24 protein-coding genes are annotated in these 26,013 nt (G+C 46.5%); 9 read left to right on the forward strand and 15 right to left on the reverse strand.

What is annotated here, in order from left to right:
• The first annotated feature begins 142 nt into the window (after nt 1-142).
• Nucleotides 143-643: a hypothetical protein gene (locus V6W81_RS27185; RefSeq protein ID WP_056701931.1), complete on the forward strand. Its 501-nt coding sequence runs from the start codon at nt 143-145 to the stop codon at nt 641-643.
• Nucleotides 644-1,230: 587 nt separating this feature from the next.
• On the opposite strand, the gene V6W81_RS27190 is transcribed toward V6W81_RS27185, so the two are convergent.
• The 4 genes from V6W81_RS27190 to V6W81_RS27205 are packed head-to-tail and all read right to left on the reverse strand — an operon-like array spanning nt 1,231 to nt 5,014.
• Nucleotides 1,231-2,304 (reverse strand): ABC transporter substrate-binding protein, encoded by a 1,074-nt coding sequence (locus tag V6W81_RS27190; RefSeq protein ID WP_145044561.1) that lies wholly within the window; start codon nt 2,302-2,304, stop codon nt 1,231-1,233.
• The gene (locus V6W81_RS27195) at nt 2,301-3,107 is read right to left on the reverse strand and encodes an ABC transporter permease (RefSeq protein ID WP_056701927.1); all 807 of its coding nucleotides are present in this window, start codon (nt 3,105-3,107) and stop codon (nt 2,301-2,303) included. Before V6W81_RS27195 ends, V6W81_RS27190 begins: the two co-directional genes overlap by 4 nt.
• A complete protein-coding gene (locus tag V6W81_RS27200; protein WP_128103914.1) occupies nt 3,082-3,915 on the reverse strand; it encodes an ABC transporter permease in 834 nt (277 codons plus the stop codon). The genes V6W81_RS27195 and V6W81_RS27200 overlap by 26 nt, the downstream gene beginning before the upstream one ends.
• Nucleotides 3,905-5,014, reverse strand: a complete 1,110-nt coding sequence (locus tag V6W81_RS27205) for an ABC transporter ATP-binding protein (RefSeq protein ID WP_338540949.1) — start codon at nt 5,012-5,014, stop codon at nt 3,905-3,907. The genes V6W81_RS27200 and V6W81_RS27205 overlap by 11 nt, the downstream gene beginning before the upstream one ends.
• Before the next feature lie 375 nt (nt 5,015-5,389).
• Between V6W81_RS27205 and V6W81_RS27210 the strand changes: the two genes are divergently transcribed.
• The 4 genes from V6W81_RS27210 to V6W81_RS27225 all read left to right on the forward strand — a co-directional run bounded on the left by V6W81_RS27210 (nt 5,390) and on the right by V6W81_RS27225 (nt 8,707).
• Complete coding sequence (locus V6W81_RS27210; RefSeq protein ID WP_338540950.1) at nt 5,390-6,664, forward strand: MFS transporter; 1,275 nt, start codon at nt 5,390-5,392, stop codon at nt 6,662-6,664.
• 159 nt (nt 6,665-6,823) lie between these two features.
• Nucleotides 6,824-7,300, forward strand: a complete 477-nt coding sequence (locus V6W81_RS27215) for a MarR family winged helix-turn-helix transcriptional regulator (RefSeq protein ID WP_338540951.1) — start codon at nt 6,824-6,826, stop codon at nt 7,298-7,300.
• The gene (locus tag V6W81_RS27220; RefSeq protein ID WP_338540952.1) at nt 7,275-8,069 is read left to right on the forward strand and encodes an SDR family NAD(P)-dependent oxidoreductase; all 795 of its coding nucleotides are present in this window, start codon (nt 7,275-7,277) and stop codon (nt 8,067-8,069) included. Before V6W81_RS27215 ends, V6W81_RS27220 begins: the two co-directional genes overlap by 26 nt.
• Nucleotides 8,066-8,707: an acetoacetate decarboxylase family protein gene (locus V6W81_RS27225; RefSeq protein WP_338540953.1), complete on the forward strand. Its 642-nt coding sequence runs from the start codon at nt 8,066-8,068 to the stop codon at nt 8,705-8,707. The genes V6W81_RS27220 and V6W81_RS27225 overlap by 4 nt, the downstream gene beginning before the upstream one ends.
• 92 nt (nt 8,708-8,799) lie before the next feature.
• Here V6W81_RS27225 and V6W81_RS27230 read toward each other — a convergent pair whose 3' ends face one another.
• The 3 genes from V6W81_RS27230 to V6W81_RS27240 form a co-directional block, all read right to left on the reverse strand.
• On the reverse strand, nt 8,800-10,017 hold the full coding sequence (locus V6W81_RS27230; protein WP_338540954.1) for a nitric oxide synthase oxygenase: 1,218 nt from the start codon (nt 10,015-10,017) through the stop codon (nt 8,800-8,802).
• A gap of 207 nt (nt 10,018-10,224) precedes the next feature.
• Nucleotides 10,225-10,704 carry a Dps family protein gene (locus tag V6W81_RS27235; protein WP_338540955.1) on the reverse strand — a complete coding sequence of 160 codons (480 nt, stop codon included), beginning with the start codon at nt 10,702-10,704 and terminating at the stop codon, nt 10,225-10,227.
• A 305-nt stretch (nt 10,705-11,009) separates the two neighbouring features.
• Nucleotides 11,010-11,747: an HAD family hydrolase gene (locus V6W81_RS27240; RefSeq protein WP_338540956.1), complete on the reverse strand. Its 738-nt coding sequence runs from the start codon at nt 11,745-11,747 to the stop codon at nt 11,010-11,012.
• Nucleotides 11,748-11,949: 202 nt separating this feature from the next.
• On the opposite strand from V6W81_RS27240, the gene V6W81_RS27245 reads away from it, so the two are divergent.
• Complete coding sequence (locus V6W81_RS27245; protein WP_338540957.1) at nt 11,950-12,192, forward strand: hypothetical protein; 243 nt, start codon at nt 11,950-11,952, stop codon at nt 12,190-12,192.
• Between the two features lie 178 nt (nt 12,193-12,370).
• On the opposite strand, the gene V6W81_RS27250 is transcribed toward V6W81_RS27245, so the two are convergent.
• The 7 genes from V6W81_RS27250 to V6W81_RS27280 form a co-directional block, all read right to left on the reverse strand.
• Complete coding sequence (locus tag V6W81_RS27250) at nt 12,371-14,170, reverse strand: adenine deaminase C-terminal domain-containing protein (protein WP_338540958.1); 1,800 nt, start codon at nt 14,168-14,170, stop codon at nt 12,371-12,373.
• A 184-nt stretch (nt 14,171-14,354) separates the two neighbouring features.
• Nucleotides 14,355-15,413: an ABC transporter ATP-binding protein gene (locus V6W81_RS27255; RefSeq protein ID WP_338540959.1), complete on the reverse strand. Its 1,059-nt coding sequence runs from the start codon at nt 15,411-15,413 to the stop codon at nt 14,355-14,357.
• An 18-nt stretch (nt 15,414-15,431) separates the two neighbouring features.
• Nucleotides 15,432-16,223, reverse strand: coding sequence for an ABC transporter permease (locus tag V6W81_RS27260; protein ID WP_056701904.1), 792 nt, complete (start codon nt 16,221-16,223; stop codon nt 15,432-15,434).
• Between the two features lie 4 nt (nt 16,224-16,227).
• On the reverse strand, nt 16,228-17,049 hold the full coding sequence (locus tag V6W81_RS27265) for an ABC transporter permease (protein WP_056701902.1): 822 nt from the start codon (nt 17,047-17,049) through the stop codon (nt 16,228-16,230).
• Between the two features lie 315 nt (nt 17,050-17,364).
• Nucleotides 17,365-18,303 carry a nucleoside hydrolase gene (locus V6W81_RS27270; protein WP_338540960.1) on the reverse strand — a complete coding sequence of 313 codons (939 nt, stop codon included), beginning with the start codon at nt 18,301-18,303 and terminating at the stop codon, nt 17,365-17,367.
• A 31-nt stretch (nt 18,304-18,334) separates the two neighbouring features.
• Nucleotides 18,335-19,405, reverse strand: a complete 1,071-nt coding sequence (locus tag V6W81_RS27275) for an ABC transporter substrate-binding protein (protein WP_145045168.1) — start codon at nt 19,403-19,405, stop codon at nt 18,335-18,337.
• Between the two features lie 442 nt (nt 19,406-19,847).
• Nucleotides 19,848-20,192 carry a Na-translocating system protein MpsC family protein gene (locus V6W81_RS27280; RefSeq protein WP_056701897.1) on the reverse strand — a complete coding sequence of 115 codons (345 nt, stop codon included), beginning with the start codon at nt 20,190-20,192 and terminating at the stop codon, nt 19,848-19,850.
• Nucleotides 20,193-20,605: 413 nt separating this feature from the next.
• On the opposite strand from V6W81_RS27280, the gene V6W81_RS27285 reads away from it, so the two are divergent.
• From V6W81_RS27285 to V6W81_RS27295, 3 genes are all read left to right on the forward strand, one after another.
• Nucleotides 20,606-21,535 carry a zinc ribbon domain-containing protein gene (locus tag V6W81_RS27285; protein ID WP_145044588.1) on the forward strand — a complete coding sequence of 310 codons (930 nt, stop codon included), beginning with the start codon at nt 20,606-20,608 and terminating at the stop codon, nt 21,533-21,535.
• A gap of 397 nt (nt 21,536-21,932) precedes the next feature.
• On the forward strand, nt 21,933-22,676 hold the full coding sequence (locus V6W81_RS27290) for a DUF3105 domain-containing protein (protein WP_338540961.1): 744 nt from the start codon (nt 21,933-21,935) through the stop codon (nt 22,674-22,676).
• A 297-nt stretch (nt 22,677-22,973) separates the two neighbouring features.
• On the forward strand, nt 22,974-24,692 hold the full coding sequence (locus tag V6W81_RS27295) for a methyl-accepting chemotaxis protein (RefSeq protein WP_338540962.1): 1,719 nt from the start codon (nt 22,974-22,976) through the stop codon (nt 24,690-24,692).
• A 138-nt stretch (nt 24,693-24,830) separates the two neighbouring features.
• Here the strand turns inward: V6W81_RS27295 and V6W81_RS27300 are convergent, their stop codons facing one another.
• Nucleotides 24,831-25,784: a nucleoside hydrolase gene (locus tag V6W81_RS27300; protein WP_056701889.1), complete on the reverse strand. Its 954-nt coding sequence runs from the start codon at nt 25,782-25,784 to the stop codon at nt 24,831-24,833.
• Nucleotides 25,785-26,013: the final 229 nt, after the last annotated feature.

The following is a 26,013-nucleotide window of genomic DNA, read 5'->3' on the forward strand; positions in this document are numbered from 1 at the left end:
ATGGATGAGAACGCAGAACCTAGACTTAAGTCTAGGTTCTTTTTAACGCCAAGGACTGAGGTTATTCTCTTCCAATTCATGGTATGCTGTGTATATTGAAATGACAACGTTCGTAAAACGAAGAGAAAGGGAGAACACTACGATGGCAAAACGTGCAATCTTTGCGCCTGTCCTCATCCTGCTAGGTGTGTATTTAATTCTGAACCAGGGAGGTTCAGTTGGTCCAGGGATGATCTTCGCCACATTCTGGCCCACATTATTCATTATTCCACTGGGATTATTCTTCCACTGGCTCTACTTCTCTATGATCGGCCGAGGGGTTGGCCTGCTCGTTCCCGGCGGTATTTTGCTCACTACAGGTATTGTGTGCCAAATCGCGATGCTGTTTGATAACTGGGGAACGATGTGGCCTGGCTTTATTCTTGCGGTAGCTGTGGGTCTGTTCGAATTGTATTGGTTCGGTGGACGTAACAAATGGTTGTTGATTCCGATCAACATTCTGACCGTGCTCTTCTTGCTGTTCTTCGCGGTAATGTCGATTGGCTCGATGTTAAACAGCATGTCCTTCTTCCAGCCTATTGTAGCGATTGTGCTAATTATGGGCGGGGCATGGCTCATCGTGGGTCGCAAAAAGCACATGTAATGACGCAATATAATCTGATTGGTGGGATCACACAAGCCACTCCGAAGTCAGAACAACTTACGATCGCTGCTATCCCCAGATTTTCTTGATTCCCTTATGTAAAGGGTAAAATCCGGGGATAAAGGCGAGCGCTTCGCTTCTCCAGTTTGTTCTGCCTTCTCCGTTAACGTGTGATCTTCAGTATCATCTTATATAGGGCACTTCCATTCGCTATTAGCTCTAGAAGTAGGGTAAGGAAAAAACGAAAGATCCCCTGAACTTATTATCGTTCAGGGGATCTTTCGTTTTGGAGTGTTGCAGGTGAGCGTTCTGCAACGTTTGTATGGCGGAGTATGGATACTCGTCATACAAGCGTTGACGAGATGTAGCTCTTTGTTTTGAAAGCTAACGAACCGTAGACACGCTATTGACTGCATTTCACACCTTTTTGAATTTTAACGAATCTCAGCATCGTTATTTATGATAATTAGAGTTACTTTTGACGTTTTGCCCTCTTATTTCGCGGAATAGCGTCGCTGAAGTTCGTTAGAATTCATCATCCCTGCAAATCAGCCCAATAAGGTGTGGTGGATTCTTTAGCACGTTGGCTATTTGCTATGCATTTTAAACTCCAGGAATAAGTCGTTGTAATGCGAGAGCATTTTTTTGCCCAAATTATCGTACACTTCAAGCTTACCTGTCAGCGTCTCATCGGGATAAAAGCGTTCATCCTCGGTGATGTCCTCAGGCAATAGCGCTAATGCAGCGGCATTCGGGGTGGAATACCCCACGTACTCCGCATTACGAGCAGCGTGATCTGGATCTAACATGAAATTGATAAACTGATGCGCTCCCTCAACATTTCGTGCAGTGGTAGGAATGACCATGTTATCAAACCATAGATTCGAGCCTTCCTCTGGCACCATATAATCCAGTTTGTCGTTCTCATCCATAATCTCAGACGCGTCTCCAGACCAGACGAGCCCAACTGCTGCTTCCTCGTTGGCGAGCAACATTTTGATCTCATCTCCGACAATTGCTCTGACGTTAGGCGTTAATGTAGACAGCTTCGCGAGTGCCTCTTGCAGGTGATCCTCATTGGTATCATTCAGGGAATAACCCAGGCTGTTAAGCCCCATTCCCATGACTTCACGAGCACCGTCGAGTAAGAGAATCTGATTCTTCAAGCGAGGATCCCACAGATCGTTCCAGCTCTCAAATGTCAGCCCATCGACCAGTTCCGGGTTGAACACAACACCTACCGTTCCCCAGAAATAAGGAATAGAGAACTTGTTGTCTTCGTCAAACGACAGGTTCATGAACCGGGCGTCAATATTCTTCAAATTAGGCAGTTTGCTATGATCCAAGGCAACGAGCAGGTTCTCTTCTTTCATTTTGCTAATCGCATACTCGGAAGGAATCGCCACATCGAACGTGGTTCCCCCCTGCTCAATCTTGGTCAGCATCGCTTCATTGGAGTCAAACGTCTGGTAGATGACCTTCATGCCTGTCTCTTCCTCAAACTCCGTCAGCAGATCTGGATCAATATAATCGCCCCAGTTATAGATGGTCAGCGTATTGCCGCCAGAATAGCCTTGGCTCTTGTTCAGATAAGACGTTAGGATCATCAAGGCAAAGGCCGCCACAAAGACAAGTGCAAATGTCCGTACCAATTGCTTCATGGACGTAGCCCCCTTCCAGCAGGTGTCCGTGCCGCGCGGCGATTAATGAAGTAGTAGCCCACAACAAGCAGTACCGTCAGCAGGAACAACAGTGTGGACAATGCATTGATGGACAAAGATACACCTTGGCGTGCCCGTGAATAGATCTCTACGGAGAGCGTAGAGTAGCCGTTTCCTGTGACGAAGAAGGTTACCGCAAAATCATCTAGTGAATAGGTTAGTGCCATGAAAAATCCAGCAAATATGCCTGGCTTCACATACGGCAGTACCACACGCGTTAGGATCTGCCACGATCCTGCCCCAAGGTCACGCGCCGCATCCATCAAGGTTGGGCTCATCTCCTGTAGTTTCGGCAGCACCATAATAACGACGATCGGTACACTAAAAGCAATATGAGATAGCAGAACTGATGTAAAACCCAGCTTAATGCCAATCATCGTAAACAGAATGAGGAACGACGCACCGATAATGACATCGGGACTGACGATCAGTACGTTATTCAGTGATAACAAGGTACTCTTTGTTCGTTTGCGGCGTACATGGTAGATGGCGAGCGCACCCGCCACACCCAGCATTGTAGAAATGGCCGAGGATAACAGCGCAATAACAAAGGTATTCAAAACGATAATGAGCAGGCGTGTATCCGCAAATACTTCCCTATACCACTCCAATGTAAATCCTTCAAAGCTTCGCATATGGCCGCCACTATTAAAGGAATAGAAGATCAGGTACGCGATCGGTGCGTATAGGATGGCAAATACAACAGCCAGATAGACATTAGACAGTTTTCCGTTTCTTCCCATGACGCACCTCCTTATTCCCTGATCCAGTTAAAAACATAATGAGAGCCATCGCGATAATCAAAAAGACCGCAATGGTCGAACCCATTCCCCAGTCTTGGGTAACGAGAAAATGTTGCTCAATCGCTGTCCCCAGCGTAATCACCCGGTTCCCCGCTATCAGGCGGGTAATCATGAACAGGGACAATGCCGGGATAAATACAGCCTGGCAGCCCGATTTCACACCGCTAAGTGTCAACGGGAAGATGACCCTACGGAAGGTCAGCCATGAAGAAGCACCTAGATCCCGCGCTGCATAGATCAGTGATGGGTTCATCTCTTCCAGTGCGTTGAAGATCGGCAAGATCATGAACGGAATGAAAATGTACACCGATACAAAGATAAAACTAAAATCGGTAAACAAGATCTGCTGTGACCCAATGCCAATAACCTCCAGCAAGGAATTGGTTAGACCATATGTACCAAACAAACCGATGAACGCATAGGCTTTTAACAACAGGTTAATCCAGCTTGGCAAAATAATGAGCAGCAGCCAGAGCTGCTTATGCTTCGTCCGAGTTAGCAGATACGCCGTCGGATATGAGATCAAGAGAGAGAATACGGTAATGAGCAGTGCGTACCAGAATGAACTGAGCGTCATCTGCATATATACCGGCGTGAAGAAGCGGGCATAATTGCCCAGCGTAAAGTTCCCCTCCACATCGAAGAACGAATAATAGACAACGAGCAATACCGGGGCGACAACGAACAACACCATCCATAGCACATATGGAATCAGATACGCATTGCGTGCACTCGCCTTAGTCTGCATGAACAGCCTCTTGGTATGCTTCTAGTCGTTTATCAAACTCTTCTTCCGTCTCGTTGAAACGCATAACGTGGATCGCTTCCGGATCAAAATATAGACCGATTCGTGCACCTACGTCAGCTTTCTTCGTGGAATGCACCAACCATTCATTGCCCGCATCATCGTAGGTAGAGATCTCGTAATGTACCCCGCGGAATAGCTGGGAGTCTACGTTGACCTTCATTTTCCCTTGTTCCTCGGTCGTGATCTCCAGATCCTCCGGACGGATTACAATCTCAACAGGTTCATCTGGTTGTAACCCCTGATCCACACATTCATACTCTGCACCAGCAAACTCCACCACAAAATCCTGCTTCATTTTACCGGATACAATGTTAGATTCCCCGATGAAATCTGCGACAAAACGGTTGATCGGCTCATCATAGATGTCATTCGGCGTCCCGCTCTGCTGGATCACACCACCGTTCAGGACAAAGATCTCATCTGACATCGCGAGTGCTTCCTCCTGATCATGCGTGACAAAAATAAACGTGATTCCCAGCCGTTGCTGTAATTCACGCAGCTCATACTGCATCTCCGTACGAAGCTTCAGATCGAGTGCTGATAACGGCTCGTCCAGCAGCAAGATTTCGGGTTCGTTGACGATTGCACGAGCAATGGCAACACGTTGTCTCTGACCACCAGACATCTCGCCTATTTCACGGTTTTCATAACCGGATAGGTTGACGAATTTGAGTGCTTCCAATACTTTGCTGCGAATTTCAGCCGTTTTCATCTTTTTGATGCGCAAACCAAAAGCGACGTTCTCAAACACATTCAAATGTGGGAATAATGCGTAATCTTGAAATACCGTGTTCACTTGCCGCTGATGGGCAGGCACACTGTTAATTAAGGCACCGTTAAAATAAATGCTGCCTTGTGTTGGCGTTGCAAAGCCAGCAATCAGTCGCAAAATGGTTGTTTTACCACAGCCTGACGGTCCTAATAATGTATAAAATTTACCTCGCTCGATCTCAAAGCTAACTTGCTTCAGTACAGCCTCATCTTGATCATATTGCTGAGTTACCCGGTCGAACCGGATAATCGGTTGTTGATCTGACATACCATTTCGCCCCCTTAAACTTGAGGTTTATCCTAAAGAACCTTATCCATTATACACAACTTTGATTCAGCCATGTTTCGAATAAGGTTAATGTAACTTATTTTTTTTCGTTTTTAAAGACATTCCGTTAAATACTAGATCCAAAACGTTCCTCTTCATCTATAAGTGTCGACATTTCAGATATCTGGCAAACGTATGAAGGGCAATAAAACAGTACATAAGGCGTCCCACCAGGACGTCTTTTTATTTTTTTGATTTTTCTTCTCTCCTGAGCAGTTGGCACATACAATGTCGTGGATATGTCTATCTATACGTATACATGTCCCTTAGCTTTTTTTGCTGCATGATCTCTTGATCGAGAGAGGAGTCTTATTGGTGGATATCCGACGTAACCTCGTTTTGCTTATGCTCATTTGTTTTCTCAGTCAGATGGGCGGCTTCATGATCATCCCTCTGTTTCCTTTATTCATTGAAGAATTCGGGATGAGCGGATGGATGATGGGCATTATTTTTGCACTCTTTTATGTCGGGAAAGTACTGGGTGGTATCCCTGCCGCCGCTCTATATCGCAAACTGGGGGGCAAGAAAGCTCTGATTCTCATGCTCCTGATGCTCGCCGTCTGCATGGCGGGTTTTGCTGTCTCTTCCACTGCTCTACTCTTCGGTTCATTGCGGCTACTTCAAGGATTCGCCTCTACAGGTCTTACAGTAATAGTACGATCCATCGTTGGGGATGAAGGCGATGTAAGCAACCGTGGGTTATATAACGGCTACATCAGCAGCAGTGAAGGCGGCGGTATGGTTCTTGGCCCTGTCATTAGTGGCTGGTTAGCATTACACTGGCCTTTATCCGTCCCCTTTTGGCTAGTTACACTCTGCTGTCTTATGGCTATGGGTGCAGCGTGGAGCATGAAGGGCAGGAGCACCACATACCTGGATATACTAGTAACGCAAGATCTGAATACACATAACCCTTCCTCTCCTACTACAGATCCACCTCCTATCCCCACCAATGCCGCTGCATTCGTAAACCCTGATCCTGATCAAAGTAACCTCCCTGACACAGATAACCCGGCACGATCGCAGAGACAACAATTTATTGGTTATGCCACCGTTCATTTTCTTGAGATGAGTGCCTATGCTGTATTCCTGACCTACTTCGCTCTGTATGCGGCTCATATTATGCAGTGGAACCCACTCCAGACCAGTCTGGCCTTCACCGTTGCGGGTCTCTCCACACTGGCGGCAGCACCCGTTGCAGGTTATTTGTCCGACCGCATGGGCGATCGTTTGTTGTTATGTATGCTCGGTATGCTGATGATCGGTATTGAAGTAATCGTATTTCTAAGCACGGCGTCTTATCTATGGGTATATGTGGGCATGTTGATTGGAGGCGTGGGCGGTGCATGTTATATGGATTCGTTCTTCGCACACGTCGGTGACCACATTCCGGAAAAGAATCGGAGTAACGTGATTGGAAAGATTGTGTCTGCTGCGGAGATCGGCTCCATCGTGTCCCCGATCATCGCTGCATTACTCGTTGAGTACAGCTCTCTATATGCCGTATTTGTGTTCAATCTGCTGTTGATTGCCGCCGCTATTGGGGTTCAAGCTGTCATGCGCAGCCGTCACCGAGTGCATCAAAGGTAGCCCTTCCCTCTTACTGTATTCATCACTGAAAAAGACGATTGGAGCAGCATTACTGTGCTCCGATTATTTATTTGCATTTTGCAAATAAATGCAGTAGATTGAATTCAATCCAATGAATCGGTATAACTTCACGACTATAAAGCCAAGGTGGCGATCTTCATGACTGAAAGAATTCCTCAGCAACAAGTGAATGATGCTTTATTTTCATTTTTACAGAGTATTTATCTATTCGAACAGAGAGAGGTTGAACGATTCCACGTCGATTGGAATGAGGTGTATCTACTCCAGCTTCTGATCCGGTATCCAGGTATGCGAATATCCGAGATTTCGAATCGCATGAGAGTGAAGGACTTTGTAACAAGCCGGATGGTGACCAAACTCGAAAAGGCAGGGCTCGCGAATCGAACCACCTCGAAGACCGATAAACGAGTCGTTGAAGTGTTCATCACCTCCGAAGGCAGAGCCAAGATTCAATCTATTGAGGATTTCAACTATTCAACGGTATCCTCCAGTCTTCACCACTTCACCCCTGAGCAGATCCATATGCTGCTACACACCATTGGGCAGCTTGACACACTTCTGAATCTCAAGCCCGAAGGAGAGGATCAGCATGACCACAACGACACTAAATCATAAGAAGGTCATTGTTACCGGAGCCTCCTCGGGAATAGGGTTAGAAGTTGTAAAGCTGCTCCTCCAGCAAAATTGCACCATCGTGGCCGCGGCCAAAGAAATCGGCGGTCTAACGCCGGATGATATTCAGTTATTCGCCTATGTCGGTGACCTGTCCACACAGGAAGGAATTGATCAGTTATTCGATTTTGCCCTTGACGTCATGGGTGACGTTGATATTTTTGTCGCCAATGCAGGCTTTGCTTATTATGAGCTGCTCGGCTCGCCAGACTGGCAACATATCTCCAACATCTTTAACATCAATACCTTCGGAGCGATCTACAGTGCACAGAAGATGAAGCAGCTTCTTGGGGATCGTCCATATACCGTCATGTGCACAGCCAGTGGAATGGGGATTCTGCCACTGCCCGGATATGCACTCTACAGTGCAACGAAGGCGGCGATTCGCGGGTTTGCCCAGGCATACCGATATGAGCTGAGCTCAGGTCAACACTTCAAAGTCATATACCCCATCTCCACCCGTACCGATTTCTTCAAAAATGCAGGTAATAGCCCTATGCCGTGGCCTTCACAAACGGCGGCAGCCGTCGCTTCTGCTCTGGTCAGAGGGTTAGGCTCGGGGAAAAGAGACATCTACCCTTCGTTGACTTTTCGTTTAATGAATACACTTAATCGCATTTTTCCATTTGTTTTACGTTTATACGCCAATCATGAAAATGCAAAATTACAACAGTGGGTTCAGCAGAAGCAAAGAGAGGAGAAACTCAAATGAATCATTATCCAGCTCCCTGGCAGCTCCAGGGCTCAGGTTACATATTAATCTATCGTTTCACTAAGGAATTTGTAGCGCAGCATGGGCGGGTGCCCGCTTTTCTAGAAGGTCAGTTCAGTGGGGGATTGGGGAGTGTGATGCTCGTGAATTACGAGTCTTCTGACGCCGGACCTTATGGAGAATTGCTCTTCATCCCAGGAAAGTTCCATCACCAAGGCCGCAAACTTAATACGATTAGCAAAATATATGTATCCACGTCAGATAGTGTAGATAATGGCTGGGAGAACTGGGGCATTCCGAAGGAGCTTGCTGCGTTCTCATTCCAGAAGCTGGCTTCTGGTAAAGAACACGTGCAAGTTAGTCAAGCTGGGGTATCCATTGCTGATCTGACCTTATCTGCATTTGGCCCAAGCTTTCCCGTTAACACACGCCTGCTACCATTCCCGCTCGTTCAACAGCATCAACAGCAATTGTATTACACACAATTTTCCGGCAAAGGGAAAGGCAGACTCGCCAAGATTGACGAGCTGTCCATCAACGCTGCATTGTTCCCTGATATCTCGCTCTGCAAGCCATGGGCGCTGCTTAAGGTTGATCCGTTTGCAATCACATTCCCTGTTGCTACTATCCAGAGGTAAGAAACTGACGGCTCATTGAACCACCTTCCTATCTGCCAGATGGAGCCCGATGAATCATCAATCCTTTAAAAAAAGAACCCGCTCGCACCATATTAATGGGCAAACGGGCACTTCGGGGAATGATCTGATGGTAGCTGCTCTTCCCCAGCCGATGCAGCAGCTCTATCCTGATTGTCTAATGCAGTCTCAGATGCATTCTCAGAGTTCGCTCCAGCTAGATTTATCACTGGATCTTGATGGAAAAAGTTCGGTTTCAAAATCTCATTGCGGTACGAGCTATGGAAAATATGCGATGTCGCGGGAGATACTGGCGGTATGAGCCACACCCAATCCCCCGTCAACTCTCGCCCAGCCTTTTCTTCCCGTTGCTCAAATAAAGCAAACTGTGTGGCCGCTGTGTGGTGATCCACGATGCTTACGCCAGCTTTCTTAAACGAATGTAACACAGCAACATTCAGTTCAACGAGTGCCCGATCTTTCCACAGGGTCGTTTCACTGTTCGTGCTCAGGCCTAGTGCCTTCGCCACCACAGGTAGTTTGTTGTATCGGAACGTATCTGCTAAGTTACGCGCACCGATCTCCGTTCCCATATACCAGCCGTTAAATGGTGCAGCCGGATAGGATATTCCCCCAATCTCCAGCCGCATGTCAGCAATCATCGGTACACCGTACCAACGCATACCAAGCTCAGCGATTTCAGGACGTTCTGGATGCTCAATCGTGACTTCTACGATATCCTCTTCAGGTACCGGATACCATTCTGGTTGTCCACCCTGAGCCTGCATAATGATGGGGAGCACATCATACGCCGTCCCAGCTCCCTGCCATCCAAGCTCCATTGCGGCACGCGTTAGCTCCAGTGAGGCGGGATCACCCACAATACCTTCGGCAGTTTCATACCCTGCATAACGAATCAACTGATGATTCCAGATACGTACAGGTGCTCCTTGTGGTCCAGCTGGAGGAAGAATTGTGATCGTAGGTATAATCTTACCGCCATTGGAAGCCACCCGAATATGATGTAGCACGGCATCGGCAGCTGTTGCGACTGTATCTGCATGACGAGCATCAATAACACGCAAGCTATCCCAGAATAATCGTCCTATACATCGATTGCTATTACGCCATGCCATTTTGCACCCTTGTTCCAGTTCTTCTAAAGTGTGCGTATATGTGCCCTTTTCCTCGATTTCATGTTGGACAGCAATAAGCCGGGCCTCCGCATCTTCACGCGAATAACCCAGCTCATCGTAACATCTATATATAAAGTGTTCTGCTTCTTCCTTCAGTTCTCCCAGGTCTGTCCGCATCGTTCATTCCACCATTCCATCCATCTTGAATGCCCTCATTATACGGTAAGCAAATTCAATTTGTAAGCGAACAGACACTTTGTTCACGGACTCTACACATCGCTGTCAGGCTATAGGATAACCTTGCACCGATTAGCAGTTTATTGGAGGCAAGTTAGGATTACGCTGTAGGGTTTTGGTTGTAGGGATCACGACTTCAAGGAACCATTATTTACCCAGAAAAGCATTCAGCATCCATACCTCTTTATCCAGTCCGGCCGTGAAACCAATCAGCATATCTTCGGTTGCTTTGTCATCTGCTGCACTCGCTGCTTGGATACCTTCGTTAATCACGTTCAACATCAGGCGTAGATCCGCAACAACAGCTTCAACCATACGTTCTGCAGTGAATTGCCCTTGTGTTTCTTCAATAGGAGACAAGCGTAGTTGCTCCGACATCGTCGCAACCGGACGTCCACCGATGGTCAACAAACGCTCTGCTGCTTCATCCATATGAGCTGTAGCCAAGTTGTACAGTTCTTCGAATTTGGCGTGTAATGTGAAGAAGTGTGGCCCTTGAACATACCAGTGGAAATGATGTAATTTCGTGTACAGTACAGACCAGCCTGCGATCTGACGGTTAAGTAACTCGTGAAGTTCAGTTGTTTCAGTTACAAATGGGTTGGTTTTAGTTTGCATTGTGCTCATGGAATTAATCCCCTCTCGAATTCATTATTTTAAGTTAATGGTAGTGAATATTGAGTTGCTTATGTTGTCGTTGTCACTTCTTTAATTTAGACTTAATCTAAATCTTGTTTTAATTATAACACTAGCTTGCTCACTTGGCTAGGCTTTCGGCTATGTTATGAAATGAAGATTCTATGAAGGGAACTTCATCTATTTAGCATTAAAAAAGCAGCCCATCGTATGTTAACGATTGGACTGCTGTATATCATTCAATTCATTTTTAACCTCAGTAGCTGATATCTATACATAAGGTACCATAATACGCACTATGAAATCTCAGACAAAAGGGCTCGTTTGATGTCCTCATACGAATAAGCAACATGATGTGGTTGGTGATCCGATTCAGGCATGGCTTCACGATGATTGAACCAGATAACGCTCCATCCAGCATCTACTGCACCTACGACATCATTACGCCATGAATCTCCAATGTAGTAGCTGTTAGAAGCCAATGTACCTGTTAGCTCGTTGACATGTTCGAATAGTCGCCGATCTGGTTTGGCGTAACCAATGGTGCCTGAGATGAAGATTCTCTCCTCTGGAATCAATCCGAATACATCCAATGCTTCTAGCTTGGTACGTTGGTGTGCTCCAGGGCCGTTCGTGATCAAGCCAACAACATGCCCCTCGGCTGACAGTTTCCGAATCAGATCGTACGCGCCTTCAAAAGGTAATATCCGAAACTGGCAACTTAGATATTGCTGCTGCAATGCTTCTGCTTGTCCTGCTTGTAGTGACACACCGAACTCTTCTAAGGTCAGCTCGAACCGGCGACGACGCATCCGTTCCATAGCTGCCGGCTCCGGTACAGCGGACAACCCCTCCTGCTCCGATAACCAATCACTATAGTAGCGGAAACGATGATATACCTCGCTGTAAGGAAAATCGTCCGGTAGGCCAAGAATATCCTGAAGAGCCCCGCGCAGTGGTTGCAGATGATCATATAACGTATCATCTACATCGAAAAATATAGCCTTCTTAGCATTCGGATTAGGTGGCATCATGTTTAAGACTCCCTCTCTCGTCTCTATATAATTGAGATAAACGTATGAAACAATTTTCCTTCTATAATAAAGGCTACAGAACAGCGAACGAATTCATTAACATATTAGAATAATGTGGAATGCACTCCGTTGAATGTTATAATTAAGTTTCTATGAATACCTTATTTAACGACTCCAAGGAACCCTACAAGGAGGTATATTCATGAAATTTTTCTCTTACCCGACTGAATATAAACGTATTGTGTACCATCTGATTCTAAACTGTAGCCTTCTGCTCTTTGCCGCGGCAGTGATGGTCTATGCTTTTTATAATTTCCCTTCTGCTTCAACATTCAACTATGTACTCATTGCAATACCTATGACAGGTAGCGCCGTAAGATCAGTATACTATGTGATAAAGCTCAAGAAAATGAGAACCGCCCAGAGTTCTGCATCCGAACTATAATTATCATCCTATCATACAGGATCGTCAAAAAAAGGTAAGTACACGGTATTTTCTCTACCATGCACTTACCTTTTGTATATTCCTCAGAACCCAGTTATTGAACCTCAAATGAATTTCATAGTCGATGCTGATGATTCACTGGGCTTTTTATATTTAGAAACGGATTTTCGAACAATCGCTATTGTACAATCAATGGTACAACCTTACCTGCATTCACATCAATCAGCCCGTGATCGGTAATTTTGAGCGCTGGACTCACGGCAAGGGAATGGGTGCTAATCGACATAATCGGATTATAATGCACGTAACCGAGCGACAACATCGCAGCCCGCAATTCCTTCACTTGATGGGATACAACAGCCAGCGGTTCCTCGGTCAGAATACCACCTACCGGAAGCTCCAGATGACTGAGCACCTTGCCATCCTCAACAACGCAGAATCCTCCTTGGCTCGAAATAACCTTGTTAGCTGCTATAATCATATCTCGGCGGTTACGTCCAACGACGAGAAGATTGTGATTGTCGTGGGAGTACGTTGTCGCGATGGCACCGCGTTTAATCGTATCTCCACCAATCAGACCATGTGCATGATTACCGTTCACCCCATAACGCTCAAAGGTGGCAATCTGCCCATATTCACTCTCTTCCCACAAGAGCTCATCTCCCACTACCTGTATCTGAGCAATATGTTCTTCCACAAAGGTTGAGCCGTCCTTCACCATCATCACCCGGCATGGGTACGAGGATTCACCCGCATGGTCTTCATTCGCCTTCGGTGTGTCTTCTGCCTGAATCGCATCTAGAACACTATCCGTACCTGCTCCTGAACCACTAACTTTGGGATCGGATAAACGAATTGCAAAATCCTCTTCACCAAGCGGCTGCAATTGCACACTATGATAGAAATGATCTGGGAACTGCCCAATGATCCGTTCTTGTGCATACGGTTCGTAATCATCGTAAGCCTTACGACCTTTTTTGTAGACCTGATCAATACGCAACATTTCAAGGTCGGACAATAGGACATAGTCTGCTACCTTACCTGGTGCGATACTGCCACGATCCGTCATTTTCATCCGAGCTGCAGGAGTGGATGTCGCCGCGTAAATCGCATCTTCTGGGCGCATTCCCATACCAATCGCTTTACGTACAAGATGATCCAGATGTCCTCGCTCCACCAGGCTGTCAGGCATAACATCATCTGTCACGAAACAGAAATGCTCCTTCACATCATGCTGAATGAGATACTCCATCACTTCCGGTGTCATGGATTTCTCCTGGATTTCAATAAACATGCCCGCAGCAATACGAGCCTGTAATCCCTCAATACTCTGATGTGTATGATCCGAATCAACCCCAGCATAGATCAGTTGGTGCAGATCCAGACCTAGTAGCTTCGGTGTATGCCCCTCAATGACAAGCTCGGGGTAGTTCTTCCGAATGTGGCGAAGAATCTGATTCGTTTTGCAGTCCGGGTCGCGAATGACGTCCACATAGTTCATAATCTCACCCAGACAGATGATCTCTCCGGTTGCCAATAATGTATCCATATCTTCGATCTCGATGGAACCACCTGTCGTTTCCATTGGAGTCGCAGGCACCGAGCTTGGAATCGCATAGAACATGTCCACCAACGTCTCCCGACTTGCCGCCATCATCTCCTGCACACCTTCCAGACCGAACACATTAGCCATCTCATGTGGCTCAGGTACAATGGAAGTCACCCCAGAGCGGATCAGTCCGTGTGAAAATGTAGCCGGCGTCACCATCGTACTCTCAATGTGCAGATGAATATCAATCAACCCTGGGATCATATAACGACCACGTGCATCGATGACTTCATCGGCATGAATGAGCTCCGAGCCACCTGAACCAATATATAGGAATCGGCCGTCCAATACAGCGACGTTATTAGCTTCGAATCTTTTATAATAACTGTTATACACATTTACATTCACAATTAGTTGATCTGCACGCATCGGCATAATCTCCTTCTTCACAAGCATCTCAGTGTGATCCGGATGAGCAGTCCACCTGCAACATGCTGCACTGCACTTTTATGTGCGGTACCGCACTACGATGCACCTTGCCCTAACCGGATTCACCGCTAACATGCCTTCTTTGCTGCTTCACTTCCTGTTGCTGTCAAACCACATTCAATGACTACTCCACAAGCACAAGTTTATCCTGTGGGAAAATAAGACTCACTCGCTGTCCGCTAAGATAAGGCGTCTCCATCTCTTGGTTAGCTGTGAAGTCGCCAAGTTCCGTCTCAATGACATACTGATAACTACGACCGAGGTACGTACTTACCTTCACGATGCCTGGCAAAGCATTTGCAAGATCCGCGGATGTGTCTCCACTCACGATCAGATCATCTGGGCGAATCGCCCCTTTGCGAGCACCGATACGAGCTGTACCCGGATGTGCGGTAGCATTAAACGTACGGCCTCCGGCATGCAATGTAATCATATCCCCTGCATCCGTGCGATCTGCAAACTCAATAAAGTTATGGAATCCGATAAATCGTGCTACAAACTCCGTTGCCGGATATTTAAAAATCGTCTCTGGGCGGTCAAGCTGCTCGACCACGCCTTTGTTCATGATCGCTACCTGATCGGAAATCGAGAAACACTCCTCCTGATCATGAGACACATAGAGCGTAGTGATGCCAAGCTCCTGCTGAATCCGGCGAATCTCGACCCGCATGTTGAGTCGTAAGTTCGCATCCAGATTACTGAGGGGTTCATCAAATAGAAGCAGATCCGGCTCAATTACCAGTGCGCGGGCAATCGCCACACGTTGACGCTGTCCACCGGACAGCTCTGTTGGATAACGTTTCTCGAATCCAATCAAGTTAACCACTTCAAGGATGCGCATCACACGTGAGGAGATATCCTTGTCCTTCACTTTGCGCATCCGCAGGCCGAAGGCCACATTGTCATAGACAGACAGATGCGGGAACAGCGCATAACTCTGAAATACAAATCCGAAGTTCCGCTTGTTCACCGGAACCTTCGTGTAATCCTTGCCGCCGAACATAAACTTGCCCTGTGATGCTTCCAGGAATCCGGCGATGAGGCGCAGCGTAGTTGTTTTGCCGCAACCGCTCGGTCCGAGCAGGGAGAGCAGCTTACCTTTTTCCAGCTCCAACTGAAAATCCTTCAGGATTGTCTGCTTATCGTATGCCACGGATACGTGGTCTAGTGTCAGCAATGCCATAGCGTTCTGCGCCTCCAATTAACGTTTAGTAAAGTATGAAAATCCGCCCATGATCCGTTCGATCACGAACATTAAGAGTCCTGTCAGTACCATCAGCAGCACGGAAATGGCTGCAATCGTTGGGTCAAAATAATTCTCCACGTACGTCAGCATCTGAATCGGCAATGTACTTACACCCGGGCCAGTCATGAACACGGAAATATCCACGTTGTTGAACGACTCCAGGAAGGCAATCAGCACCGCCGCGAGAATACCGGAGCGAATGTTAGGCAGCACCACCTGAAAGAACGTTCTTAAACGTCCCGCACCCAGACTAAGTGCCGCTTCCTCCACTGCAAAATCAAAGCTCGACAGACTTGAAGCAATAACGCGAATGATAAACGGAAGCATAATAATCGTGTGTCCAATCAACAATCCCAAATACATTGGAAGGTGATAGATCACAATCAGATATTTCATTAACGTGAAACCAAGTACGATTCCCGGAATCAATACCGGCGATAGGAATACGGCATTCAGCAATGATTTGCCTTTGAAATCGTAACGACTGAGTGCATACGCAGCCGGAATCCCTAGCACCAGTGCCAGCAAGTTCCCCAGCAGGGAGATAATGATGGACGTCTGGAATGTGCGGAGGAAACCGCCTGTGTTAAAAATATTTTCGTACCAGCGGAAGGAGAATCCCTCCGGTGGGAATTTGAGTACCGTTCCCGGTTCAAACGAAGTGACCGATATGATCAGAAGCGGGCCCAGCAGAAAGATAAAGACCAGCAGACTGAACAGGCCCAGCCCGATATGTTTCTCCCGCATATGTCTACCCCTTCGGATTTAAAGTTTTGGCCATTTTGTTCATGACACCGACCACGACAAATGTAATCACAATCATAATCGCGGCAACAACTGAGGCCAGATACCAGTCGTTGAGAGTCATGGCGTTCTGATACAGGAACGTGGCAATTACCCGCTGTTTGCCTCCAAGGAGGGCAGGCGTTGTATATGCTGTCAGACTGCCGACAAATACAAGCACGGCTCCGATGACAAGCCCTGGCACAGCCAGTGGGAAGACAACTCGGCGAAATGCAGTGAAGCGGGATGCACCCAGGCTTTGTGCTGCTTTGAGCAGATCACCATCAATGTTCTCTAGTACGCCGACCAGGGAAATAATCATGAGCGGCAAGAACAGATGTGTCAGACCAATCATCATCGCTGCTGGCGTGTACAAAATATCCAGCGGCTTGTCCACGATTCCTAGGCCAACGAGTGCGTTGTTGATCAGCCCTTTGCGTCCAAGGATAATCATCCAACTGAACGAGCGCACAACTGGGCTCGTCAAGAGTGGGAAGATCGCTAGTGCCAGCAAAATGCCTTTGCGGCGCGGCGCTTTCCGTGAAATATAATAAGCTGTCGGGAATCCGAGCACCACGCAGACAATCGTGGTGACCACACTGACCTGCAGGGTGGTAAGCAATATTTTCAAAAAGTAAGGGTCTCTGAAAAAATGCATGTATCCTTCAAACGTGAAGGAGTTTTCCTGAAAAAAGGTCGACCCGATCGTCAGGACAATCGGAATGATCATGAATGCCGCCAAAAATATGAATCCCGGCAGCAATAGCCAGTAGATTACTGATTTTTTCATCGTTCTACTCCTGACTTTTAAAATGGTTATATTCCCACGTTTCATTGGTGTACATTTCGTAAATAACGTTCTACGTTTGTCGCACCAGTCGTTCCGGATACGAATCGTTCTTCCGATCGCTGTTATCCCCAGATTTATTTTGATGTTTTGTTAAAGGGTATAATCCGGGGATAGCGTATGCTTCCGAAGTAGCTTTCTTACAGAAAGCTTTTAGGCGAGCGCTTCGCTTCTTCAGAATCGATTTCGTCTCCTCCACTACCAGCGAATACGTAAGGAAATATTTTCGAATAAACAGCAATGCCGTGAAGATCATATTTACGAATTTAATGCGTTGATAAACAGTTCAAGGAAGCTTTCCGCATCTACCGTTTCGCAGACGAGGGTGTTGGGCTGTTGTCCTAAACGGTTTTGGAAATCGCACACCATCTGACCGTCGCACAGACGGCTTGCGGTTTCGACATCCACGTAATACGACTTGCGTCCAACCAGTTCCGGAGCGAGTGCTACGCCAACAGCCAATGGATCATGCAGCGCACATGCTCGTACACCGTTCATTTCTTCGTACCGTTTGATATAAATTGCTGTGCTCTGTGCCACATAATCGCGCAGCTCGGGATCAGTTAACCGTGCAATAGCTTCTTCATTCAGCAACGTCTGGCGTGTCACATCCAGTCCGACCTGTGTAAGCTTCTCAATTCCTGCCTGCACAACGATGCGTGCAGCCTCTGGATCGGCGTACGTATTGTACTCCGCTACTGGTGTCACATTTCCATGACCCCGTACAACGCCACCCATGAAGATGACTTCCTTCAATAAAGAAGGCAGCTCCGGACATTTCATAAGCGCTAGCGCCAAATTCGTGAGTGGTGCCGTCATAATCAGGGTGAGTTCACCAGGGTATAATTTAGCCTGCTCCACGATAAAGTCCGGGCCGAATCCTGGGTCTGCCTGCTTGGACACTGCCGGATCAGGCAGCGCACCGCCCAATCCATCCTGTCCATGCACGCGATGCTCATAATGAGATTTCCGAGTCAGCGGACCCGCTGCCCCAGCAATCACCGGAATGGCAGGTGCACCTGCCAGCTCCAGTATTTTGCACGTATTCTCCGTTGCCTGCGCTAGAGATACATTGCCGCAGACGGTTGTAATGCCGAGAATATCTAGCTTCCGGCTTTTGACAGCCAGTAGAATCGCCAGCGCATCATCAATACCTGTATCTACATCCAAGATGATGGGATTAGACGCTTTACTCATCTATGCTCCACTCCTTGTCGTTACGTTTGTTTTATTGAGCAATCTCACGATTCCAACGATCTGTCCAGCCTTTAGCTTGTTGGTTTACAAACTCCATATCCAGCTTGTTCAGCTTCTCAACCACGTCTGCACCGTAAGTCACACCTTCAGCTTCTTCAGCATTCAGTTCTACTTTTGTGTTTACTGGAGAATCCACTTTAGCTTTAGCTGATTTCGCTTGAACGTCCTGACTGAGCTGCCAGTTGATGAATTCTTCTGCCAGTTCTTTGTTTTTGCTGCCTTTAACTACGTTGATTGTATTCATAACGGCATAAGCACCCTCGCTAGGTGTTACAAACTTCGCATTAGGTACAGCTGCTTTCAAATCTTTGAAGTACATCTCCATGATCGGTCCGCCTGCAATCTCTTCTTGGGAGAACATATTCACATACTCCGAAGTTTGCGTGTAGAATTTCACGACATTCCCACTAAGCTCTTTCAGCTTCGTAAATGCAGCATCTTCATTAAACGTATCATTACCTGCAACACGGGATGCTGCATCGAGTACCATTGGGCCAGCGGTTGCTGTAATGTTCGGAATCGTTAGGTTATTTTCAAAAGCGGGATCCCACAGATCACTCCAAGAAGTAACTTCTTTGGCAACCATGTCTGGGTTGTACGCAATCCCCAATTGTCCAACGGTGTAAGCAGGGCCGTATTCTTCACCAAGTGGAGCTTGGGCAATCTCATAGATATCATTGATGTTCGGAATTTTGGAGCGGTCGATTTTCTCAAACAGGCCTTCGTCAATGCCTTGCTGTGCATAGTAGTCAGACAGATAGATCACATCTACGCTGGATGTACCCTGACGGATTTTGTTCAAGCGCTCAGCATTGTTGCCCACTTCCAGCACGATATCTACATTATGTTCTTTTTCAAATGGACCAAATACTTCTTGATTGAAGAAATCCTCCGAGAAACCCCATGTTGAGATAACCAGTTTCGTTGGAGCTGTTCCCCCATTGCCTGATCCGCCTGTTGCATCATCCGTGCTGCTGCCACAACCTGCAAGTAATACCGAAGTCATCGCTACTGTCGCCAAACCACTAATCCATTTTTTCATCATGATCCTAATCCCCCTGATATGTGTGATATAACAACTCAACCATTAAGTTGAACTAGCTTGATAACAAATATTACGTAGAAAACAGAAAGAACCTGGAGAAACGAAGTGTTCGCCTTTATCACAAGATTTCTCCCTTATATAAGGGAATAAAAGAAATCTGGGGATAACAGCGATCGTAAGGTCATTCTGATTTTCGGAGAAAATAATTTGTTATGACAGGGCTAATTCAACTTAAAAAAACAAAAAGAAAAGCATTCTTGTGTGAACAAGAACACTTTTCTTCGTAAACAAAGGAAAGCGACACCCGTAGCCGGTACATCATCGGTTTCTGCTTCAGAATCAATCCAAAGACAGACGCCATCGTATGAAATTGTCAGAATCCATATGAATCTCAGACGCAATAATTGAATGCATCAACAGGAGAATCCCACTAATCCATCTAGGCTTGCTCCAAAATCACATTGGTAATGGCCCACTGCGTGGACGCATCATAATCCCTTAAAACAGCTTCAATTGGCAAACCCATGTGTTGCTCTAACTTCTCCCTGAATTTCTTCTTATATAAGACAGACATGCGGAAGTCCACTTCCAGCTTCAAGCCGGGGGCCTCCCCTTCCAGGGCGTCAGAGCGCGGCGAACGTCGGTGCTTCGCGAAGAAGGTAACAATATTCTGATCTACGGTCACTCTCAGGAGAGTTGTCCCGAAGCCGAACAGTTCCTTCGAAATTTCATTATAGTATTGGCACATCTTCTTCTTGCTCTCATTACTGTCCAGCAGTTCCATGAACTCACCTACATCATTTACTACCGTACATTAAACGTATTAACACGTCTGATTATACATAAATGTTCTGTATTGAGCAACCCAAAAGATGAACTTCACCTACAAATATCTCATAAAAGCGAACATTACATGAATTGAAACGTATTTATATCTGTACTTAACGTGGCTTAACAATGAATTGAAGGTGGTAAAAGTATGCCCGCAGACTACGTTTTCTATCCATTACATTCACTACAGAAAGAACCATCATACTTACGACGGACATAAACGGAGTCAAAGCTAAATATGATCATAAATACAAACTTCATTTTCACAAATCCCTTGTAGAATTCAATGGAAGTCATGGACAAACTTCCACATTAACCCTTAAAATAAGACAAAATGTCTAAATAAATGAAATGGAGGCTTATATCATGAAATGCCCAGTATGTAATCATGAAAATGAAAATGCTAGCTTTTGCGAGAGGTGCGGATCGAACCTGACCGAGGTTGCTTCGACTTCTTCCCCTGCTAGCTCTGCACCGAGTCAAGAATCTGCTGCTGCATCGGAGTCCGAATATACGCATTGGTCGAGTAAACAAGACTCTCCTAATCATGCACCTCAGGATTCCAGCTCGAACACATCAGCACCCATTCCAATTCGGCAACCGCAAGAACAGGCGCAGGCTACCGAAAATCAGGCGTCTGGTGATCAACAGAACAATCAATGGAACAATATGATGCAAAATGAGAAAGTTCAGCAAGCCAAAGAAGTAAGTAAACAATATGCATCTTATTTCCTTAGCGTTCTTGTCCGTCCTTACCAAGCTATGAAAACCGTTGGTGAACAGCATTCGTTAAATGGATGGTTAACCATGGCTTTAATTGCAGTTTTATCTTCTACATACTTCTTGATTTCTTTTAGCTCTATGGATATTCCAGGCATATTCGTAAGTGGATTCGTAAGACCACTATTGCTTACAGCCATCATGCTAATTATTGCGGTAGCTTTAATGTATATCATTTTGAAAGTAGAGAAACTTACGTTCCATCCCAAAATTCTAGTAGCCCAGTACGGAGCATTATTGGTTCCTGCGGTGGCTGCGCTCGTTCTGGCGAACGTATTTACGATTATCTCTCTCTCCTTCTCGATGTATTTTGTCGCGATTGCTTATATTATTGTGCTCGTAGGCATGAATGCAGTTGTGTTCCAATATCCATTGAACCGTTCCAAAGCCGTGATCGACAGTATTTATACGGTGCTCATCGCTAACATCGTGCTAGTCTACGTCGTATATCGTTTGCTCATCGAGACATTGCTTAGCATCTTGAGCTTGTTCTACTCTTCATTCTGGCGGTTGTAGTCGTCTCGAGGTAATCGATCATCAATATGACATTCCGAAAGGTTCTCTTGCTTAGGCAATGGGAGCCTTTTTGTTATAACTATAGAGCAACTATAGTGTGGAACAGAGCCTATGTTAAACTTGAAACTTGATTTCAATTTGAAAAAAATGTCGTGTATCTCGCACAAAGATTGCACGATCCACATGCTTACACTATAATGTGTAGTGTAAATTAGATATGGTTTTATTTACGTATTGGATATCTAAGGAAGATACCCATTCGTCTTTCGTTTTCTCATCTAATCTGCGGTACATCCTAGTGTACTGATCGGAAATAGAGTGTGTAACGCCATTAACACTACATAATGTAGTGTGATGAGTGATGATTTTATTTTAACGAAGAAAGAAGAGGATATTTATGGATCCACATATGGATCACATGCAGATGAATCACGAGGCGGGCACATCCTATCTGTGGCTCATCATCGGTGCAGTCATTCTGTTGTTGTCTATCATCGCCTACGTCTGGGCTTCACGCACGCAAGGCTCAATTGTTGCCCATATGAAGAAGGATGAAAGAGCCATCGTGAAAAAGAAAAGTCGAGTTATCCGAACCACAGCACACGCTATGCTCGGAGTATCCATCGTTGTGATCGCTCTCTACTTCATGCAGGGCGCATTCACCAAATACAATATTGCTGATCTGAACGCCAATGCCACCATTGATGTGACGGACGACCCGTATTATGGAGCTAGCCATACAGAAGAACCAATTAACTATGAGATGACCATTCCCACCTCAGGGCCACATAATCCACATGATATCAAGTTTGGGTTCTATACCGACTTCCCTGGCTATCCCTATCTGGTACACAATCTGGAGCATGGGGATATCATTATTTATTATCGTGAAGATGCGACTGATCAGCTCAAAGATCACCTGAAATACCTAACCAAGTTCCGTGAAGCAGGCGCAGGGATCCTTGCCGTTCCTAACAAGGACATTCCCGAAGGTAGCGAGGTCGTTGTGACTGCCTGGACGAAGACGATGAAACTCGCCACGTTTAACGATGCGAAGGTAGGTGCTTTTATTCAAAAGTACATTAATCAAGGGCCAGAGAAGATCCCAGCTTCAATTCGCCAAGGCGGGGGAACGATGTAACATAATATAGCTTCAATCTAATCAGAGTAAACAAGCTCCCGGATGAACTGCATTCGGGGGCTAATTCTTTATCCCTGAAATGCCGATATTTGAAGGTGGACGGCTACTTCATGGCACCTACCTTTTTTGAACACGCACATGAAGCCAGCACGTTGAATACAGCAATACACATACATATTCGTTTTATCCATGTTCAACCCAGCACAATGCACGTCTGACCCATATCTAGAAGGTCGTGTTCAATATCGATCGATAGCTACAACCGTTTACCGCTAAAAAGGGGGAGTAATACAACTAATGAACAGTTTGTTTATGCGTATCTTTTTGTTTTTTTCATGCCTCATGCTAGCGGCTGGAGCCGTGCTTGGTGTGACGATGTACCGTTCATCTGCTGAACTTGTTGAACAATCCATGGGAATGCAGGCTCAGGCGGTTGCCGAACGAGCGGCACAATCCATAGACGTGACTCAATATGCACCACTCAGTACGGGACAGAATGAAACTGCCTATTACGGAACCCTGCGCGAACAGCTTAGCCAGCTGCGTGAAGCCAATGGATTGAAATATCTGTACACTCTTGGTAAACGAGAAGAGAATGGAACAGCCACGTATTATTACGTGGTCGACGGTGCGGCTGCCGACGTGTCGGAGGATGATTTTTCGCCCTACGGATCAGCAGAGGATACTCATTATGAAGGTATGCTTCAGGCTTTTGCTAATAACGAGTCTGTACATGGAGAGCTCACCCAAGACGAGTATGGGGCAACCATTACTGCCTATGTACCGATTCACGGTACCAACGGGGAAGTACTCGGCATTGTAGGTGCAGACCTAGACTCCACGGCTGTCTATGAGCTGATGACACGTAATCGCATGACGATGATCTGGACAGCACTTGTCATTGTCTTGCTCAGCGTACTACTTGTATATGGATTCGCTCTTTACCTGACACGCCCTCTCGTCAGACTTAAGAAGATCATCGCCCAAGTAGGAAAAGGCGATCTAACGGTCGATGTAGAGCTAGGACGTAAGGATGAGGTCGGTCAACTTGCTACCGAGTTCAAACATCTCGTCACCGATACCCGCAATGTGATGGCTGGTATTCGCCAAAGCTCGGATTCCTTGCTCAAAGCCGCCGAAGGTGTGTCTGTTCACTCTAGAGCAACGGTCGAAGCCAGCCAGCGGATCGCGAAGCACACAGACCATACGGCTCAGGGAGCCGCTGAACAGGTTGCCCGGGCAGGTGAAGTTACCATTGCCATGGAGGAAATCACACGTAGCATGCAGCATATCGCTCACTCCGCGTCGCTCGTTGCGGGTGTATCTCAGGAAACAACCCATAATGCGGTACAAGGGCAAGCAAACATTAACACTGCGATTGATCGAATGGACAAAATTCATCAGGCCAATACGCAAATGTCCGTATCCACCTTACAGTTGGAGCAATACTCCAGCAAGATTGAATCTGTAGCTCATCTGATGAAGGGAATTGCGTCCCAGACCAGTTTGCTTGCCCTCAATGCCAGCATTGAAGCTGCTCGTGCCGGGGAACAAGGCAATGGATTCGCCGTGGTGGCTTCCGAAGTGCGTAAGCTCGCCACCGAATCTGAACAGTCTTCCCTGCATGTGTCAGAGCTAATTGCTGAAATTACGCGCCAAACTCAAGTCTTATCTGACCATATGAGCGCAAGTACAACCGAAGTCCAGTCAGGACTCGTCGTTGTTCAGGAAGCGGGACGTTCGTTCACCTCAATTCACTCGGGAATTGATACGATCAACGAGCGTTTACATGAGGTGTCCGCAGCTTCAGAACAGCTATCTGCCAGTGCAGAAGAAATCTCAGCTTCCGTCGAAAATATGGAGCACATCTCGCGTGAATCCTCATCCAGCATTCAAGAGGTGTCTGCCGCAACTGGCGGCCAATTGCAATCGATGGGTGAGATCAGCGCGTCTGCCGAGAGTCTGCGTGTGTTGTCCAGTGAACTGAACGGACTGATTGCCCGCTTTAAAATATAGAGCGGGACAACAAGCAATGCATTGGGCGCTGTGCCCCCAATGCGAAATAAGCCGCTCAGCAGAGAAAGGAATTCCTTCCTCTCTGCTGAGCGGCTTATTATATTTATTAGCTGGAGACTAGCCTATCGGCTGCTTGAATTAATAACGCTGCGGAGCAGCTTTTTTGCCGAGATCCGTCATATACGTAAAGAATGCTTCTGGATCCGTATCGTACACCAATTGTACCGGACGTCCATCTGCCTGTTCTACGGTACGACCTTGGCTTGGCCCATCCGGGATCACGATGCAATTCACCGTTTTCTTCTTCACGATATCTTCGCGACCTACGGAAGCTGTTGTCAGTACATCCCACAGATAATAAGTGGAGTTCGTTTCACTATACACGAGTGGAGGACAACCTGCATAACAGTTACCCAAGAAGTCCACACCCTCGAAGCGACGCTCTGCCGCCCAGCGGTTACGAACTGCTGGAGTGAGAGGCACTTTGTTCGTGCTTTCGAGTGCAACCAGATCAATCTGAATGCCGCTTTCCCATACACGATATGCCGCCTCTGGGTCCCAGAATACGTTCCATTCTGCTGTACCGTCATGTTCTGGTTCCTCGACGTTACCCTTTTCAAACGTACCGCCCATCCACACTAGTTTGTCGATTTTCTCTTCGATATCTGGTGCTTCATCCAGCGCACGTGCAAGATCAGTCAACGGTCCAGTGAACAGAAGCAATGTTTTGCCTTCTGTATTGCGAACCTTCTCAATCAAGTGCTTATGTGCAGGAAGAGTGGATAATGGAGCTTCCATTTTGCCAGACTCGTTCAATACTGGAAGTGCATCTACATAGAAGGAGTGCAATCTCCATGCTGCCGGGAATGGGTTTTTCCCTCTTGAATTCGACTTGGACACGTCTACGGAATATGTTCCGAAACGGTCGATGATTTTGCGGCTGGCGTCCGTTGCCGGCTCCAGATATCCATCTGCCGGAATAACAGATACCCCGGTTACATTCACATTGTCCATCTGCAGAAGCATGAACAGCGATACGAGGTCATCCACACCGCCGTCATGGTTAAAGTACACATTAAGTTGATTCGTCATGCTAGCTTTCATCCTTCCCCTGGTTGTCTCATTGATGTTGATTACATTCGGCCCATTCTAGACCAACGTTCACTCTATTATGTCCCAAAACTTGTGTGTACGTAAACCTTCCTACCTGAAGAGAGCGCTATTCACCCTTAGATCTACCGCATAATTTACAGTTCCACCAGTCCATCATAGATTAGTTATATATTGAAAAAAAGAATATTTACACGTGCCACTCCGATGA

This window comes from Paenibacillus tundrae, from assembly GCF_036884255.1.
GTDB lineage: Bacteria > Bacillota > Bacilli > Paenibacillales > Paenibacillaceae > Paenibacillus.

Excerpts from the sequence above, each read along its gene's own strand:
- V6W81_RS27185 (WP_056701931.1), top strand. The coding sequence starts at position 143 with ATGGCAAAACGTGCAATCTTTGCGCCTGTCCTCATCCTGCTAGGTGTG.
- V6W81_RS27190 (WP_145044561.1), bottom strand. The coding sequence starts at position 2,304 with ATGAAGCAATTGGTACGGACATTTGCACTTGTCTTTGTGGCGGCCTTT.
- V6W81_RS27195 (WP_056701927.1), bottom strand. The coding sequence starts at position 3,107 with ATGGGAAGAAACGGAAAACTGTCTAATGTCTATCTGGCTGTTGTATTT.
- V6W81_RS27200 (WP_128103914.1), bottom strand. The coding sequence starts at position 3,915 with ATGCAGACTAAGGCGAGTGCACGCAATGCGTATCTGATTCCATATGTG.
- V6W81_RS27205 (WP_338540949.1), bottom strand. The coding sequence starts at position 5,014 with ATGTCAGATCAACAACCGATTATCCGGTTCGACCGGGTAACTCAGCAA.
- V6W81_RS27215 (WP_338540951.1), top strand. The coding sequence starts at position 6,824 with ATGACTGAAAGAATTCCTCAGCAACAAGTGAATGATGCTTTATTTTCA.
- V6W81_RS27220 (WP_338540952.1), top strand. The coding sequence starts at position 7,275 with ATGACCACAACGACACTAAATCATAAGAAGGTCATTGTTACCGGAGCC.
- V6W81_RS27225 (WP_338540953.1), top strand. The coding sequence starts at position 8,066 with ATGAATCATTATCCAGCTCCCTGGCAGCTCCAGGGCTCAGGTTACATA.
- V6W81_RS27230 (WP_338540954.1), bottom strand. The coding sequence starts at position 10,017 with ATGCGGACAGACCTGGGAGAACTGAAGGAAGAAGCAGAACACTTTATA.
- V6W81_RS27235 (WP_338540955.1), bottom strand. The coding sequence starts at position 10,704 with ATGAGCACAATGCAAACTAAAACCAACCCATTTGTAACTGAAACAACT.
- V6W81_RS27240 (WP_338540956.1), bottom strand. The coding sequence starts at position 11,747 with ATGATGCCACCTAATCCGAATGCTAAGAAGGCTATATTTTTCGATGTA.
- V6W81_RS27245 (WP_338540957.1), top strand. The coding sequence starts at position 11,950 with ATGAAATTTTTCTCTTACCCGACTGAATATAAACGTATTGTGTACCAT.
- V6W81_RS27250 (WP_338540958.1), bottom strand. The coding sequence starts at position 14,170 with ATGCGTGCAGATCAACTAATTGTGAATGTAAATGTGTATAACAGTTAT.
- V6W81_RS27255 (WP_338540959.1), bottom strand. The coding sequence starts at position 15,413 with ATGGCATTGCTGACACTAGACCACGTATCCGTGGCATACGATAAGCAG.
- V6W81_RS27260 (WP_056701904.1), bottom strand. The coding sequence starts at position 16,223 with ATGCGGGAGAAACATATCGGGCTGGGCCTGTTCAGTCTGCTGGTCTTT.
- V6W81_RS27265 (WP_056701902.1), bottom strand. The coding sequence starts at position 17,049 with ATGAAAAAATCAGTAATCTACTGGCTATTGCTGCCGGGATTCATATTT.
- V6W81_RS27270 (WP_338540960.1), bottom strand. The coding sequence starts at position 18,303 with ATGAGTAAAGCGTCTAATCCCATCATCTTGGATGTAGATACAGGTATT.
- V6W81_RS27275 (WP_145045168.1), bottom strand. The coding sequence starts at position 19,405 with ATGAAAAAATGGATTAGTGGTTTGGCGACAGTAGCGATGACTTCGGTA.
- V6W81_RS27280 (WP_056701897.1), bottom strand. The coding sequence starts at position 20,192 with ATGGAACTGCTGGACAGTAATGAGAGCAAGAAGAAGATGTGCCAATAC.
- V6W81_RS27285 (WP_145044588.1), top strand. The coding sequence starts at position 20,606 with ATGAAATGCCCAGTATGTAATCATGAAAATGAAAATGCTAGCTTTTGC.
- V6W81_RS27290 (WP_338540961.1), top strand. The coding sequence starts at position 21,933 with ATGGATCCACATATGGATCACATGCAGATGAATCACGAGGCGGGCACA.
- V6W81_RS27295 (WP_338540962.1), top strand. The coding sequence starts at position 22,974 with ATGAACAGTTTGTTTATGCGTATCTTTTTGTTTTTTTCATGCCTCATG.
- V6W81_RS27300 (WP_056701889.1), bottom strand. The coding sequence starts at position 25,784 with ATGACGAATCAACTTAATGTGTACTTTAACCATGACGGCGGTGTGGAT.